At 55.9% G+C, this 15,984-nt stretch carries 14 protein-coding genes; 13 read left to right on the plus strand and 1 reads right to left on the minus strand.

Annotation, left to right across the window (positions count from 1 at the left end; translation table 11 throughout):
- The first annotated feature begins 27 nt into the window (after positions 1-27).
- The 12 genes from gmd to NKJ23_RS21895 all read left to right on the plus strand — a co-directional run bounded on the left by gmd (position 28) and on the right by NKJ23_RS21895 (position 13,562).
- Positions 28-1,122, plus strand: coding sequence for a GDP-mannose 4,6-dehydratase (gene gmd / locus NKJ23_RS21840; RefSeq protein ID WP_352682257.1), 1,095 nt, complete (start codon positions 28-30; stop codon positions 1,120-1,122).
- A 21-nt stretch (positions 1,123-1,143) separates the two neighbouring features.
- On the plus strand, positions 1,144-1,917 hold the full coding sequence (locus NKJ23_RS21845) for a glycosyltransferase family 2 protein (protein ID WP_352682259.1): 774 nt from the start codon (positions 1,144-1,146) through the stop codon (positions 1,915-1,917).
- A 162-nt stretch (positions 1,918-2,079) separates the two neighbouring features.
- Entirely contained in the window at positions 2,080-2,691 is a 612-nt protein-coding gene (locus tag NKJ23_RS21850) for a hypothetical protein (protein WP_352682261.1), read from the plus strand.
- Position 2,692: 1 nt separating this feature from the next.
- Positions 2,693-3,538 (plus strand): O-fucosyltransferase family protein, encoded by an 846-nt coding sequence (locus NKJ23_RS21855; RefSeq protein WP_352682264.1) that lies wholly within the window; start codon positions 2,693-2,695, stop codon positions 3,536-3,538.
- Positions 3,539-3,844: 306 nt separating this feature from the next.
- Positions 3,845-5,023, plus strand: a complete 1,179-nt coding sequence (locus NKJ23_RS21860; protein WP_352682265.1) for a hypothetical protein — start codon at positions 3,845-3,847, stop codon at positions 5,021-5,023.
- 84 nt (positions 5,024-5,107) lie between these two features.
- The gene (locus tag NKJ23_RS21865; protein ID WP_352682267.1) at positions 5,108-5,863 is read left to right on the plus strand and encodes an FkbM family methyltransferase; all 756 of its coding nucleotides are present in this window, start codon (positions 5,108-5,110) and stop codon (positions 5,861-5,863) included.
- Complete coding sequence (locus NKJ23_RS21870; protein ID WP_352682269.1) at positions 5,860-7,149, plus strand: glycosyltransferase; 1,290 nt, start codon at positions 5,860-5,862, stop codon at positions 7,147-7,149. The genes NKJ23_RS21865 and NKJ23_RS21870 overlap by 4 nt, the downstream gene beginning before the upstream one ends.
- Entirely contained in the window at positions 7,149-8,672 is a 1,524-nt protein-coding gene (locus NKJ23_RS21875) for a lipopolysaccharide biosynthesis protein (protein WP_352682271.1), read from the plus strand. The genes NKJ23_RS21870 and NKJ23_RS21875 overlap by 1 nt, the downstream gene beginning before the upstream one ends.
- A gap of 4 nt (positions 8,673-8,676) precedes the next feature.
- Positions 8,677-10,005 (plus strand): polysaccharide pyruvyl transferase family protein, encoded by a 1,329-nt coding sequence (locus NKJ23_RS21880; RefSeq protein WP_352682272.1) that lies wholly within the window; start codon positions 8,677-8,679, stop codon positions 10,003-10,005.
- Positions 10,002-11,174: a glycosyltransferase gene (locus tag NKJ23_RS21885; protein ID WP_352682274.1), complete on the plus strand. Its 1,173-nt coding sequence runs from the start codon at positions 10,002-10,004 to the stop codon at positions 11,172-11,174. The genes NKJ23_RS21880 and NKJ23_RS21885 overlap by 4 nt, the downstream gene beginning before the upstream one ends.
- Positions 11,171-11,923: a class I SAM-dependent methyltransferase gene (locus NKJ23_RS21890; protein ID WP_352682276.1), complete on the plus strand. Its 753-nt coding sequence runs from the start codon at positions 11,171-11,173 to the stop codon at positions 11,921-11,923. Before NKJ23_RS21885 ends, NKJ23_RS21890 begins: the two co-directional genes overlap by 4 nt.
- A gap of 400 nt (positions 11,924-12,323) precedes the next feature.
- Positions 12,324-13,562 carry an O-antigen ligase family protein gene (locus NKJ23_RS21895; RefSeq protein ID WP_352682278.1) on the plus strand — a complete coding sequence of 413 codons (1,239 nt, stop codon included), beginning with the start codon at positions 12,324-12,326 and terminating at the stop codon, positions 13,560-13,562.
- A gap of 94 nt (positions 13,563-13,656) precedes the next feature.
- Here the strand turns inward: NKJ23_RS21895 and NKJ23_RS21900 are convergent, their stop codons facing one another.
- A complete protein-coding gene (locus tag NKJ23_RS21900; protein WP_352682280.1) occupies positions 13,657-14,520 on the minus strand; it encodes a hypothetical protein in 864 nt (287 codons plus the stop codon).
- Between the two features lie 264 nt (positions 14,521-14,784).
- Between NKJ23_RS21900 and NKJ23_RS21905 the strand changes: the two genes are divergently transcribed.
- Positions 14,785-15,924 carry a glycosyltransferase family 4 protein gene (locus tag NKJ23_RS21905; RefSeq protein WP_352682282.1) on the plus strand — a complete coding sequence of 380 codons (1,140 nt, stop codon included), beginning with the start codon at positions 14,785-14,787 and terminating at the stop codon, positions 15,922-15,924.
- The last annotated feature ends 60 nt before the right edge of the window (positions 15,925-15,984 follow it).

The raw sequence follows: 15,984 nt of genomic DNA on the forward strand, positions 1-15,984 counted from the left end.
CGTCGTATCGATCTCGGAGAAAGCACAATGACTAGGAAGACCGCGCTCATTACCGGCATCACCGGCCAGGACGGCGCCTATCTGGCGGAACTTCTCTTGGCAAAGGGCTATGATGTCCACGGCATCAAGCGGCGGTCGTCGTCGTTCAATACGGGTCGTATCGATAATCTCTATCAGGATCCACATGAAAAGAATGTAAGACTGTCGCTGCACTATGGCGACATGACCGATGCCACCAACCTCATCCGCATCGTCCAGGAAGTGCAGCCAGACGAGATTTATAATCTCGCCGCACAATCGCATGTCCAGGTGAGCTTCGAGACCGCGGAATATACGGCGAACGCCGACGCGATCGGCACATTGCGTCTCCTCGAAGCCATCCGGCTGCTTGGCCTGACAAAAAAGACGCGTTTTTATCAGGCATCGACTTCCGAGCTCTACGGCAAGGTGCAGGAGATCCCGCAACGGGAGACGACGCCTTTCTATCCTCGGTCACCGTATGCGGCGGCAAAGATCTATGCCTACTGGATCACCGTGAATTACCGCGAAGCTTACGACATCCATGCTTCCAACGGCATACTGTTCAACCATGAGAGCCCGATGCGCGGCGAGACATTCGTTACCCGCAAGATCACGCGCGCGGCTGCCGCCATAAGCCTCGGCCTTCAGGACAAGCTCTATCTCGGCAATCTGTCGGCTGAACGGGATTGGGGACATGCCCGCGACTATGTCGAAGGCATGTGGAGAATTCTTCAGCATGAGGTGCCCGACGATTATGTCCTTGCAACTGGGGTCAAGAACTCGGTCCGCCGCTTTGTCGAGCTTGCGTTCAACGAAGTCGGGACCGAAATCCAGTGGGTTGGTTCCGGAATCGAAGAAAAAGGCATCGACGCGAAATCCGGTGCCGTTCTGGTCGAAGTGGATCCGCGCTATTTCAGACCGACCGAAGTTGAGCTTCTGATCGGCGATGCCTCGAAAGCGGAGCGCGTTCTCGGGTGGAAGGCAACAACGTCGCTGGCGACAATGGTCCAGGAAATGGTCCAGTCCGACCTTGAGACGGTAAAGCGGGAATCCGAACACCGGCGCCTTGACGAGGATCGCGTTCGCGTTGCGGCCCAGTAAGCAGCGTCGGACCGGATTGACATGAAGGTCTCGGTTCTGACGGTCTGCCGGAACTCGGCCGCGACCATCAAGCATACGATCGACAGCTTCTTTGCCCAGAACCATGCGGAAAAGGAACTGGTGGTGGTCGATGGCGGATCGTCGGACGAGACGCTGGCAATAGTCAGGTCCTACCCACAGGACGAGATCCGGCTGATCAGCGAACCCGACAGCGGAATGTATGATGCGCTCAACAAGGGGCTGCGCCTCTATACCGGTGACGCGGTGGGCGTGCTGAATTCAGATGATTGCTTTCATGACCTCACGGCGCTCGGACGCATCTCGGGCGGGCTCGAACAGGCTGATATAGTGCATGGCGACCTGGATTTTGTCGCAGACCATGTGAGCAAGCGGGTCGTGCGCCGGTGGCGTGCTGCTCCCAGGCCGGCCAAAGGTTTTCGCACCGGTTGGATGCCGGCCCATCCGACGTTCTACGTCAGGCGGAAAGTGGCGGAAGCGGTCGGCACGTTCGACCTCAGCCTCAAGGTGGCATCGGATTACGATTGGATGCTGAGAGCGGTCGAGCTCCATGGATTCGAATCCGTTACCACCAACCACGTCTTGGTGGACATGATGGTCGGTGGGGCCAGCACGCGGGGCCTTGGCTCCTATATCGGACACAACTTTGAGGCGTTGCGGTCGCGACGCCAATGGCTGCGCTCCGGTCCAATCGACTATGCGCTTGTTGCCAAGCCGGTGCGAAAGCTGGGGCAGTTCTTGTCCAAAGCGCAGCAAAACAACGGTTCCCTTGTGTGAAGGCAAGCCTTGGTTGAAGGTCCGTTTCCTTGATGGTCAAGCGCTTGACTGGAATCGGGCGCGACGCCTAGCGGACAATCGCGGAGACGTATATGGATCGAGTCCCCGCGACGTATTGACGATCATGTATCAACAACATTCCCAAGTGGCAGAAGCCTGACGATGAATGACCCGAAGAGCATTTTGGAGCCGATCGGAGGCTATGCCCTCGACCTCATTGCGAAACTGCGCAACCGACCGTTTGTCCCGCATTCGCTGACGAAGTTGCACAATATGAAAACCTGCAGAGACATGACGGGCGCCATGACTGCGGTGGAAATTGGTTCCTATAAAGGTGTTACGACAAAACGAATGTCTCTCCTGTTTAGGAACGTGATCTCAGTCGAAATTGACGAAGCACTGTACCTTCAAGCCAGCAAGCGCTGTGCAGGACGGAAAAATGTGGAATTGCTACTCGGTGACGGCGCCAAGCTGCTGCCTGAAATAGCCGCGCGGGTGAACAAGGCCCTTATCTTTCTGGATGGACACTTCAGCGGTGGCGAAACGGGACAGGGCGACGAGCCGGAGCCGGTGCTGAAGGAGCTCGATCTCATTGCCCCCTTCCTTTCAAATTTTCTGGCGGTTGTGGTCGATGATTTCCGACTCTTCGGCGTCGAGCCGGGATGGCCAATGAAGTCGGAAGTGATCCAAAAGCTGGAAATCCTGTTGCCGGAAACACAATGGAGACTTTTCGTCCTTAATGATCAGTTTTTGGCCGTCCGAAAGCTTGGCTAGATTGGCGTCCAACGACGAACTGACCAGAGGAGGCCCGTGGCATCTGCCGGTTCTTAGCCGTTGGGATGTGGGGGTCACCCGCTCACCCGGGCCGGGGCTAGGCAATCTTCTCTTTCCGATCGCTCGCGCGTTGATCGGGCAGAAGATTCACGGCGGTGTCTTCGTTCATCCGACTCTGAGACAGCTCAAGCTAGGAACGTTCCTCCGCCGTGAGCGGGACACGCGAACTTACGGCAGCGTGATACGCGGCCGCACGGGTGCTGAGTGGCGCGATTGGGCGCAAGCTCAGTGGTATCCGAAGGTCGACGAAGATGCCTATCGCGGCGAGATCGGTGTTGCGGTGCGCTATTCGGGCCTAAAGCGTTATTTCCACGACCTCACCGGCCATAGCGAAATCGTGTCGGCTTGGCTCGAGGATACGGTCCGCAGCGTCGGAGGCATTAACGACGCCTATGACATCGGGCTCCACATCCGACTCGGTGATTTCGCGCAGTCTGATAGCGCTCACGGGGGCAATAACGTCCGGTTGCCCTTGGATTGGTACCGCGCCGCACTCGCAGAAGCACGGCGGCTCCTTGGCACTGCGACGCCGCGAATTACGCTTTTCACGGATGGGAACGTGGACTTCGTCAATCGCGAATTGGGTATACAGGATCTTATGATTGATCCGAGCGGCAATGCGCTCACCGCGATGCATAACCTGTCACGGGCACGCGTGGTGATCGCTTCCCGCTCGACGTTTTCGATGTGGGCAGTCTATCTCGGTGGCATGCCGGCGATCTGGGACGGGAAATTTGACCTTCAGCGCAGCTTCCCGGAACGGTCTGGTCTCGACCATCGACTTTAAGGCGGTCGGTTAGGGAATATCCGCTGGCTTGTTTCGATAGGACAGTGAACTGGGCTAAAAATTTGCGTCTGATGATGAACCGAGGGCCATCTAAGGCCCCTATGGACCTCGGCGGATCCAGTGGAACCCGCCACCGGGTTCGTGGGCGCCATCTTCCTGTTCGGGCACTTGACTCTGGCAATTTTCTCGGCCTTTTCGGTGCCGTCGGGACGGCCACACTTCGATTATCGCCGTTGGGGCCATAACCTTCTTCAAGGAACTCGGACAAGCCATGTTCTCCGGTGCCATTTTGGGCCACTCCGGCCTTTGGGTGACGTTCTGCACGATCATAGGACTTTATGCCGCGCAGCAGAGCGAGCTCGGCAGATTGCGACAGATGACATATGGCTGGATGCTGGACCCCGTTCCACCGATCCGGGCTGGCAGCAGATATTCAAGACCAAAGTGAGATCAAGTCTTCCAACCTCCGCGGACGAAATCGTTGCGCGTGGCTTCGTAACCGTGGGCTCGCCCGGTGGGCACCGCGAATCCTATGTTGAGACATTATCTGGTATAACGGGACTCACGCGGCTGATCGAACCCCGCGGCATTTCGACATTGAGGACGCTTCTGGCCGCAGACGCAGTGCTGTTTGCCACTCTTGAGGACGATATTGCGTTCTTTTTTGCCGTAACCATTTTGCGCGCCGTCCTCGGTCGCCACACGGTCGCGATCTTCATGAGCCCGCGACGCTGCTTCACCACGGGCTTTAATTCCGTGGTGCGGCGCCACGCCTTTCGCTTCCTCAAGCGGCTACGCAGTGTGACCTTGCTCTCGATCCTGCCCTTCTATCTCGATCGACGGTTCGCGAGCGTGGCGGACGACTGGATTTACGATCCGCAGTTTTGGGATTTGGACAGCAGGATCGAGAACGCCGATTGGCCTGACAGCGCACTTGCGCAGGACGTGAAACAGAAGGCCCAAGGTCGCCCCATCCTCTTGTTTCTTGGCGGACCGTCCGTCATGAAAGGGTTTCCGTTCTTGGCCAAAATCTTGCAAGCTAAGCCTGCCATCACCGACCGGCTGATGATTGTCGTCGCCGGCAAAGTCCCGGAAGATCAGAAGCAGTTCGCAGGGCTGGTGAGTGAGGCTGGCGGCCTGGTGATCGATCGCTATCTGACTGATGACGAGGTTTTGTCTGCAAAGCTGTGCGCAACGTGTCTATGGGCCTGCTACGACCCGTCCTATGATTCTTCTTCCGGGCTGTTCGGCCGCGCCATGCAGCTTGGCAAACAAGCCATTGTCCGGCGAGGATCATACATTGACAGCATTGCATCGCACCTCAACTATCCGGCTCATCGTTGCGCATTCGGTGATATTGATGAGGGCGTGGCGGTTCTCATGGAAATCGGCGAAGCGGATGCGCCGCCGCAGCCCGACTGTATGGCAATGACATGCCGGGACCAATCGGTGGCACGTTTGCGTGCCGCACTTGCAAATCAATGACTTTGCCGAAGCAGCTGGCGGGAATGCCGAACCGCGCCGGTAATGGCCGAAACAAGAAATCCCAAGCTTAAAAGATGGAATATCATGGGTCCGCAGACTAAACAGGCTTTACGCGACATCGGCCGACGGTTTGGCCTGGACATCCGGCTGAACGGGCTGAATTCGCGCGATGACCTTCGTTTCATTCATTTCCTGCGCATGCACAGCATCGATACGGTTCTCGATGTAGGCGCCAATCGGGGGCAATTCGCCCAGCAGCTTTTCAAGAACGGGTTTGAGGGGCGTATCATCTCGTTCGAGCCGTTGCCCGACGAGCACGCACTCTTGCTCGAAGCGGCTGCGGCGTTCGGGGACCGATGGTCCGTCGCACCGCGTTTAGCAGTAGGCGACAAAGCGGGCAGGGCGAGCTTTTATGTTACGCAGGGCTCTGCCAGCAGCTCGCTGCTCGAGCCGCTCGGAGGCTTTGTTGAGTCGGCCCCGCAGGTCAAGGTGGACAGGCAGATCGAGGTCGAAACCCAGAGGCTCGACGCACTTTGGCCCAATCTTGGTCTGACCGATCGCAAGGTCTTCTTGAAGATCGACGTGCAGGGCAGCGAGGCCCTGGTTCTTGAGGGCGCGCGCGCCGTCCTGCCGCACGTTGAGGGCATTCTCGTCGAGCTTTCGCTGGTCGATCTTTATGCCGGGCAATCTTCGGGGATTGTGGTACAGCAGCGGATGGCCGAGCAGGGTTTCGGCCTATGGGACATCTGGATCGGATTCCGCAATCCGCAAACCTGTCGGCTCAACCAGATCGATGCGCTTTTCTTCCGCGACGCCGCTAGAGGTGAGGCTGCTCAGTGAAGATCGTTCAAATCGTCGGTTGCCCTCTCCATTCGGGAGCCGGCAGGGGTATACACGCCTTACAGGAAGCCCTTCTCGGGCGCGGGATCGACACGCGCATCATTGGTCGTGTCGAATCCGACCTGCCATCAGATATCAAAGCTGAAGCCGCCTCGTTTTTCGCGCGGCTTCCCGTCAGCCTGCGAAATCGCTTTAAGCGATGGCAGGTCAAACGCCGGTTCGGACCTCTGCCGATAAACTTTCAACCCATCGCTCACGGCCTCAGCCTCCACAAATGGCCCACCTACCGGGAGGCGGACCTGATACACATCCAGTTCGCCGGAGCAACGACCCTTGGGTCGCCGCTGTGGCGTGCGCTCCGGGCAGAGACGCGCCCTGTCGTGTGGACGCTACGCGACATGTGGCCGTTCACCGGTGGCTGCCACTTCTCGGGCCAGTGCGAGCGGTTTAGAGCAGGCTGCGGCTGTTGTCCCGAATTCGGCGGCGGCGCACTAGACGAAGATATCACAGCCCACGACCTAGCGTTCAAGGCGGCACATATCGGCAAGAACATTACTTTCGTTGCTATCAGTGACAGCATCGCCGAGAGGGCGCGGTCCAGCACCGTCCTGAAAGATCGCGATATCCGTGTCATTCCGAACTCTGTGATGCTGGATCGCTTCCTGCCAATTGCCAAGGCAGAGGCTCGGGCAGCACTGGGGCTTCCGAACGACAGAATTATTCTGGCCGCTGGAGCGCTCAATCTGGCGAATCCGCGCAAGGGCAGCGCAACGCTTGCCGCTTTGTTCGCGGCCTATCGTGGAGATCCGCGCCTGCATTTTGCGATCTTTGGACAAAACCTTGAGCAGCTTGTATCCCCGGTGCCGGAGAACTTCACGCAGTTCGGGCTCTTGGACGATGATGTTAAACTCAACAGGATATATGCGGCAGCTGACATCTATCTTATGCCGTCCCTGCAAGAGTCCTTCGGCAAAGTGACAGTTGAGGCGATGGCGTCGGGCACGCCGGTGATCGCCTATGATGGCACGCCGGCGGTGGACATGGTCCGAAACGGCGAAACCGGGTGGCTGGTAGCAAATGGGGACCATGCCAAGTTCCTGGACACCGTAAGACAGGCTTGCGCGCTTCCGAAAGGCGCCCTTGCCGAAATGGGGGAGCGCGCGCGCGCCGACGTTGTCGAGAACTTTTCGCTCGCTAGTGTCGCGGAACGACACATTGAACTTTATCGGGAACGTTTGAGGCAGCAAGTCAACGCAACGGGAAGCCGGGGAAGTCCGGTAAACTGATGGCATTGTCAAAAGACTCTGTGCTGTCCAATGAGCACCTGACGCGCAATCTCGGGAGACGCACGGCATCTGGAGGGATCATAGCCCTCTGCGGTCAAGCTTTGATTCTTCTCACTCAATTCGGCTACATGGCGCTGATGGCGCGTTTGCTCCAACCCGATGACTTCGGTCTGGTGGCCATGGCCGCGTCCGCTACTGCGTTTGTTGGAGTCTTCGCCGACTTGGGTCTGTCCATGGTGACCATCCAGCGCAAGGAGGTTGATCATGACACCGTCAGCGCGTTATTTTTCGTCAACCTTGGCGTCGGTTTCGCTCTCATGCCGCTGACGTGGCTCACAGCGCCGGTCGCAACTTGGCTTTTTAATGATCCTCGCGTTTTTCACCTTATCCTGGTTCTGGCGATCTCCATTCCGATCACTGCGGCCGGTGCGCAGCACAAGGCGCTGTTGATTCGCAACATGCATTGGATGGCACTGCAAGGCGTGAACCTTGGCAGTCTCTTGTGTGGATTTGCTGTCGGTATTGCAATGGCATGGGGCTGGGACTTCAAATACTGGTCGCTCGCTGCGGCGACGCTTACCACGGCCTTTGTTGGCACGGTTGGCCTGTGGACGCTGTCACCCTGGCGTCCGACCAAGGTCGCGAATTGGAAGAATGCACGATCGGCCATAAGTTTTGGGGTCCATTACAGTGGGTCTCAATTCACAAACTACATCAATCGCCAGTCCGACAACGTGCTTGTCGGTTGGAAATCCGGTCCCGGCGAACTCGGATTCTACACCCGCGCCTACTCACTGTTTATGTTGCCAATAACGCTCGTCAGTGGACCAATTGGCTCAGTTATCATTCCAATGCTGAGCCGACTGCAAACCCAACCCGACAAGTGGGCAAGAACCTATCTTAGCGCTATGCGGCTTACACTTATGATGAATGCAATATTGTGTATCCTCATCACGATCAATGCACAAGAAATTGTGGCGCTCGTTTATGGAGAAAACTGGTCAAGCTCCGGTACTATTTTGATGGTACTTTCCTTGTCTCTCATTACGAGTATTTCTGGTCAGTTTGGTGGCTGGGCGCTGATCTCTCTGGGTCGAGCCCGCGAGCTATTTGTATTTTCTATCTTCTCGTCGGCTATTCGCTTTGTGGCCTTCTTATTTGCTGTTCAATGGGGTGCCTCTGGAGTTGCTATCGCGTGGTCGATCACGTCTTGGGTGTTCACCCCAGTGCTTTGGCTTTATGCAACAAGAGATACAGAGCTGAGATTTGCGGACCTTGTGAAGGCGGCAGCGCCCTTCTTCTTTGCTTATATTGTGGTCGTCGCCTTGTTTCGCTTTCTTGGGAGCTCGATCGGCGTCTCATCTGACGTCTTGTCTCTGCTGGCCGGAGGCAACGTTGTGTTAAACTCGACTATCACGATTGTAATCTATGGAATTTTTGTTGTTGCTCCGTATCGTTTCGCCGGTCCAATGTTAGCGGACATGAGGCTCTTCCTGGAAAAAGACGTACACTCAGAGGGCTAAATCATTGAAAATAATCGTTGAAACCACGGTTTTTTTGAACGGCGGAGACGCCGCGATCCAACTCGCGACAAAACGCATTCTTACGACCGCGTTCGGAGACGATACAGAGATCGTTTTCGCGGATATGGACGCGCAAGTCGCCGAACGGTATTATCCGGGCAATGCCTTTATTGTTTTTCCTTCTGCGCGGATTCGGAAGAATATATTTGTTCGACTACTAAATAAATTAACTAAGGGCTGGTTGCAGGTCAATTTTGTTTATTCAATCTTGATTGCTATGATATTTTTGGAACGGCATTTGACATGGTTGAAGTACCCTGGGCATCGAGGCGCGGTTGCCCACGCCCTAAGGGAATACATCGCAGCAGATCTTATTATTTCGACAGGCGGCACGTACCTTTCAAAAAAACATCCGGGGTCCATTGCCCTTCGTCTGCCGGAATATGAGAGAGACATTTATCTTGGAAAGCCGCCCATTTTTTTCACGCAATCGATGGGTCCATTCGGCGATGGCGGCATCTTTCGCCGACTGGCGAGCGTTCTGAGAAAGAGCCCTCTCATACTCGTCAGAGATCGAAAATCCATGGCTTTTGCGAAAGAGCTTATCGGAGATACGGGTAACATTGAGACAGTGGCAGACAGCGTTTTCGTTCTGACGGATCAAGACAAAATCGAGAAACGGCGCGCGGCATCGCGGGTTGCGACGCCGGGACGGCGGCCGAGGATCGCCGTTTCCGTGCGACGGTGGACGGATTTCGGGGAACGAGACTCGGAGGTTGGCCGAGCGAAATACCACCAATCGGTAGCTCGAGCCGTTGTATGGCTCGTGGAGGAGGTTGGGGCCGAAGTGACATTTGTTTCGACCTGCCAGGGGATTCCAGAGTATCCTTTCAACGACTCAGACACCGCACGAGATGTCTGGATATATCTACCAGACCACGTTCGAAACAGCGTAGTCATCGATTCGCAGTTCAGGGACACTGAAACATTACTTCGCAAGATTGATGAATTCGATGGTGCCATTTGCACACGTATGCACATGTGTATTCTGTGTTTGTGTCAAGGCGTTCCAGTCTTGCCGATTTGTTACGAGAGGAAGACAGCAGATCTTTTTCGATCGCTTGATTTGGAGGAGTACGTTACGCTTATTGATAAGATTGATCCGAATTATTTTCGCAATCTCGTTGAGCGCTGGTGGAACAATCAGGACTTGATAGCAGAAAGATCCTGGCGGGGGACGATTGCGTTGCGTGACAGTGCTTTGTCCACCGTCGATATTCTCAAAAGCAGAGTTGCACCGGTGGAGTCGCGGCCGGAGGCGGTGCCCTCATGATTGTGGTCATTTCGCAATTCTTCAACACGCCTTCTGAGACATTTATCCGAGATCATGTTCGCCACCTTGCGCCCGGCAAGACCGTGCTCATCTGCCAGAATCCTGATGGCGCCGATCAGTTCGGTTATCCGGTTCTTTCCGGGATTCCGCGGCCGTCACGGCTTAGCCGGTTGCCTAGCCGCATTGCCATCCCGGCGCGCCAATGCTGGCGTGCCTATGTCCGTGAGGGACTCTGCAGGAGCGACGAGGACAGAGTTGTTCAATTTCTCAAGGCCCACAAAGCCGAGGCCGTCCTTGTTGAGTATCTTACGATAGGTGCATTGTTTGCTCCCGCTTGCCGCCGCGCCGGCGTGCGATTGTATGCCCATGCCCATGGGGCGGATTCGACCGTGATGCCTAGGAAGTACTTGTGGCGACGTCGCTACCGGCGTCTCTTCGCCAGTGCTGACGGCATCATCACGCCATCTCGTTTCATCGCCGACCGCCTGAGTCAAATCGGCTGTCCGAATGAGAAACTCCACGTCAGTCCATGCGGAGTTTTGCCCGAGCGCTTCACACTATCGAAGCGCCAAAGCGGTCGGCTGCTCTTCGTTGGGCGGTTTGTTGAAAAGAAATCACCGCACCTCGCGATCGAGGCGTTCGCCCGGATCGCTCCAAGGTTTCCCGAGGCGCGACTTGACTTCGTTGGGGATGGGCCTCTCATGGCGCGATGTAAGGCATTGGTAAGGCAGGAAAACCTGTCGGACCGTGTCGTCTTTCATGGCTATCGAAGCACAGAGTTTGTTCAGGGGATGATGCAGGACGCTGCAATCTTCGTGCAACATTCGGTGACGGCCCGCAATGGAGATATGGAAGGCCTGCCGGTATCGATCCTGGAGGCCATGGCAAGCGCACTTCCCGTTGTAGCGACACGTCACAGCGGCATTCCAGAAGCCGTTGTCGATGGTGAGACCGGCATACTTGTAGACGAGCACGATATCGAAAGCATGGCAAAGGCGTTGGCTAGTCTCTTGGCGGAGCCTCACCGTGCTGCCGAGATGGGGGATGCCGGGCGGCAGCGTGCACTGGATCATTTCACGCAACGGCATACGCGCGATCGGCTTCGACATGCCATGATGCTGCCGGCCATGACGGAACCTTTCGACTTCGCTGAGGGCCAGGTTCAATGAAGAATGCCGACCAGTGGAAGCCCACTAAGTTCGAACGGACCGATAAGGGTGTTTGGCGCTCGAATCGCAAGGAAGTACCGGCGCGGTCGCGCTTGATCGCCGACCGATTGGCGTCCGTCTATGCCGCTGCGATCGCTACTCATGCCAACGGCCGTCTCGCCGATCTGGGCTGTGGGGCCGTCCCGCTTTACGGGATCTACCGCGACTATGTCAGTGATGTGTTCTGCGTCGATTGGCCGGGCAGCACGCATGGTGCCGCCTACGTCGACCTATTCGCGGATCTCAACGAGCACTTGGTCTTGGAGCAAGGGAGTTTTGACACGATCATCGCCAGCGATGTTATCGAACATCTGCATACGCCGCAGGCCTTGTTCGACAGTGCAGCCCGGGCCTTGAGGCCTGGCGGTAAGCTGATACTCGGCGCGCCGTTTCTTTACTGGCTGCACGAGGTCCCCTACGATTATCATCGCTACACCCGCTTTGCATTGGAGCGGATGGCGGCAAAGGCTGGCTTAAGCACAATCGAGTTGTCATCCTACGGCGGCGTCACAGATGTTCTTTCCGATCTTGCCACGAAGGCGGTGTCAACTCGGCCCTGGATTGCCGATTCGGTCTATCGGCTCACCGCGCTGATGCGTGCATTGCCTCCTGTCAGGAAATTGGGGCTCGCGACTCGCGAGAGCATGCCGATGGGTTATCTTCTGGTAGCGGGAAAAGTGTCTGCCGCATCGCCTTCGGGGGAAGTCTAAATGCAGCGCGGCCACGACATGGCGGGACCGGACGGTGGCAATATGCGCTGTTTCAAAGCCATGGGAGCCGGGCTCTGCTAGTCTCCGACTCCGGCATCTACCCCGCGGCTATGCGCGACGGTGAAACCATTGCGATCTACACCATCATGACGCTGCGGAAGGCCAGTTGAACGGTGGAAGCTGGGACGAGATCGGTCGGGCCGGTCACCGCGTGCTTCGTGAAGAATACAGCAAGCAAAGACGATTTCAGCGGTTTCTCGAACTGGCATAGCGACCATTTAGCCGTTTTGCACCGTGGCTTTTGGGTGCGACGTGCGTTGGCTGCCGGGCACCGGCCCATTGTCTCGACTGGAAGAGACATGGTATCGATGTTGCTGTTTCAGAAGGTGGCGCCGTCGTTATGCATGTCAGCAAACCCATTCCGATCCACAAGGATTTGTGGGCCTGGAGCTTTGCCCTGGCGATTGCCGGCTATCCGTTAGTCGCAATCCTTTCATCTTTGACCGGAAGCGATGATGGAGTCCTTTCGATCGTCTTTCGCATTTTGGTAATTGGTCTCTGTGGGCTGTCGTTTTTGTTTTCGGATCGGCAAAAAGCATGGCGCTTCGGAAATATATGGTTGTTTTATTTTGTTGGACTTTACATGTTGAAGCTTGGCCTTGATGCCAACTCCGAGATCGGTAAGGCGCCGCTAGGTCTTGTATTTGCCCTGACCGCTTCGGTCGTGCCTTGTGCTTTTCTGGCCCTGTCAACGAACAGATGGTCGGAGATCAACGTGGCATGGGCCGTTTTTGCTATTGGAGCATTGACGGTGGCTGGTATCGTTGGGCTCCAGTATAGCGGATCCATTGCCGTGATGACCGACAACTCGGATCGGCTTTATCTCGAACGTTTGAATCCTATTTCCATAGGCCACGCCGGTCTGACCACACTTATCGCCTCATACACTCTGATAAGAATCCCACAAAGAAAGGTTCTTAAATTTGCGATTTTTTCTGGAACCGTGGCCGCGGCATTCACCATGTATCTGGCTGCCGCTCGCGGGCCGATTGTCGCCCTAGCATGTTGTATTATCTTGTTTCCGATGCTCCGTCCCAGATTCATGACCATGATCATGGGTTGGTTGTTTATCGCCGGCGTGGTATTGGTATTTGCGACCGCGGATATGACGCCGTTGCTCGACAAGTTCCATTTGTCAGCGACTGGAACTGCAGCAAACAATTCAACGACGGCGCGCTTGGAAGCAATTACATTATCGTGGGAACTGTTTCAGCAAAACCCGTTGCTGGGCTATGGGACGCAACTGCCTCTCTTCTCATATCCCCACAATATGTTCGTGGAGATCCTTCAAGACATGGGGCTTGTCGGCATGGCGATATTCGTCCCGGTTTTGGTGAAGATAGCAACGGGGATAAAGTTCTTGGCCGGCAGGCGCTTGGTGCTGCTGCCGCTTTTGACTACGCAAGCCTTCGTCGGAGCGCAATTTTCAGGGGCACTCTGGGGCTCGGCGTTCCTTTGGATTGTCGTTACTATCTTGATCTACCGCGTCAATGCCATGAGGTCATTTGACTTGCGGGCACATCGACGCGTGATGGAGCGCTCATATCCGCAGTTCGTCGCTCTCAGAGGCGCTAGATAAACTGGACGTATTCCGCCGCAAGGCAGATGCGTCGGACATGCAACGACCGTGTATAAGGCCTGCAATCCGTTGGTCCGCAGCTGTTGGTCCGCAGCTAAGGAGTTCGGTCAAGCTCGCTCAGGAATCTCAAGGTAGCTTGCCACCAGTCCGCTTTTTCATCCCATTTGGCTGGCCAATATGGCGAATTTCGGCCGATGGTGCCCCAGATCACGATCCCGTCAGCCAGCCTCCTGCAGGTGTCCAGTTCGGCATACCAGTAGTCGCCCGGCAGAAAAGCCAGGCTCTTATGAAACTGTGGCCACAGAAAGCAGTAGACCGGTTTTCCTTGCGAGATTCTTCGTGCTTCCTCGATGTTGGCTTGCGCATAGATGACCCAGGCGTCCTTGTCGCCATAGAACGTATAAAGGGAGGGGTAGAGCGCATCGACATAAGGGATTAGGGAGGACGCGATAGTGGTGTTTTGCTGCTTCCATTCGTCCCGTGCAGCAGCACCCTGATGGCCGATTGCTCTCCAATAGTCCCTGTATGGCAACATACTATAGAGGCCGATCTTGACGCTCGGGTCTGCCTTTCTGAAGGCGCCAAGCGTCTTCTGGTATTTCGCGATAGACGATGCTTGATCCGGGCCTATCAAGCGCCAGGTTTCGATGTCGATGGCGAGAAATTCGTTGCTCCTTGGCAATGCCAACGCTTTCTGCACTTGGCCGGCGTCGGGAACATCTGGTCCCAGAACGTGAGGGGACGCGATCGTAAGATGCTCGAAACCGAACGAGTGGAAGTCGGGCGGGCCTTCAACGAACGTCAGAGCCTCGAAAAGCTTGAATGGTGCGCGCGTCTGCGCCATCGCCGGCAATATGCCGGCCAGAAGGCACATCAAACAGAATACTGTCTTGAAAAACATGATGCCCAGTGTCCAGTATTGCCTACTGACGATTTTTTGCGCGGCCGAGATTCGCATGGTTAGGTTCCTCATAAGCAGCTAAACTTGACGAGTCAGGAAACCGTAGCGTAGCTGAACACCCAGAACAACGTCCTGACGGAAGCGTGATCGACGCGCTGCCGCAAGGGCGAGAGCAGCGCTTGTCACCCGAGGCCTGAAATTATTTGGCTGGAATGGTGGACGGGCCGAACATGCGAGTCTAACGACGCCCAAAGCCCTGTCGCGCGGAGCGGTGTAAAAGACTTTTGGCGGCTTGGTGATGTTACATTCGGGACGATCGACATGAAACGGCACATCACCATCGTCCAGCCTGCTATACCGAATTACCGGCGCGCTCTATTCGAGCGTATGGCGAACAAACTTGGATCAACCTTCGTTGTTTATGCATCGAATCAGCAGGAGCTAGGCGTTCTATCTGACGTTCTATCGGAAGAGGATAGGCCGAGTTGGCAGCGCGACTTGGGTCGCATGCGGCCGCTCCTGCTAGGGCTGGATTGGCAAGAAGGCGCAAGCTCGGTAGCGGTCAGGCGTGGCGATGTCCTGGTTATATGCGGTGCGCCTCGCAACCTCTCGACCCTTGTCCTGCTCTTCAAGGGGCTGTTGTCGGGCGCGCATACAATCTGGTGGGGGCACTATTGGAGTGCCACAAGCCGGTCGTGGGGCGCCGCAATCCGTTACGCCTTGATGCGTGTGCCAGATGCCATTGTGTTCTATACAGAACAAGAAGTCGATGAATATTATGCTGGCGGTGGCAATCGGAGGAAAAAGCCAGCATTTGGACTCAACAACGGTATTGAAACTGAGGAAATTGTCCGCCTTCGAGCAGTCTATTCGATAGCGCGTCGCCCGCGTGACCTTTTATTCATTGGTCGAATCACGCCGAAGGCGGAGCTCGACATTCTACTCGATGCGCTCTCCTTCCCCAGTTGTCAGGGTGTCACGTTGGATGTGATTGGAAGCGGACATGACGAGGCGCGCCTGCGCAAGCGATGTGCTGATATCGGTATAACCGATCGTGTTGCATGGCACGGTGGTACTGTGGATGAGAAGCAAATCGCAACTGTTGCCAATCAGTGCAAGGCATTCGTCTATCCAGGCAGCGTGGGACTTAGCTTGATACACGGCCTGAGTTATGGTCTACCGGCTGTCGTGCATGATAATCGCTGGGCGCATATGCCCGAAATTGCGGCACTAAAACCTGGCAGCAACGGTGTGACGTTCCAGCGAGGCGAGGCTGATACTCTAGCAATCACCATTGCCGCCCTACTAGCTAATCAAACTCGACTGACTGAAATGTCGCGTTCAGCGGCCGAGACTACGGCCGTGACATTCAATGCCACCGACATGGCGGAGCGCTTCTGCTCAGCAATTGAGCAAGTTGTTGCAGGAAGTAAGACGAAAGTCGGAAGATATAAGCGTTAGAGATCTCGTGCCCCGCGGAGTCTTTAGGCTCAGAGACGCCATGCAAAGCGCAATGTTCGC

The sequence above is a fragment of the Mesorhizobium sp. M0184 genome (genome assembly GCF_040322215.1).
In the GTDB taxonomy this organism is placed as follows: Bacteria; Pseudomonadota; Alphaproteobacteria; order Rhizobiales; family Rhizobiaceae; genus Mesorhizobium.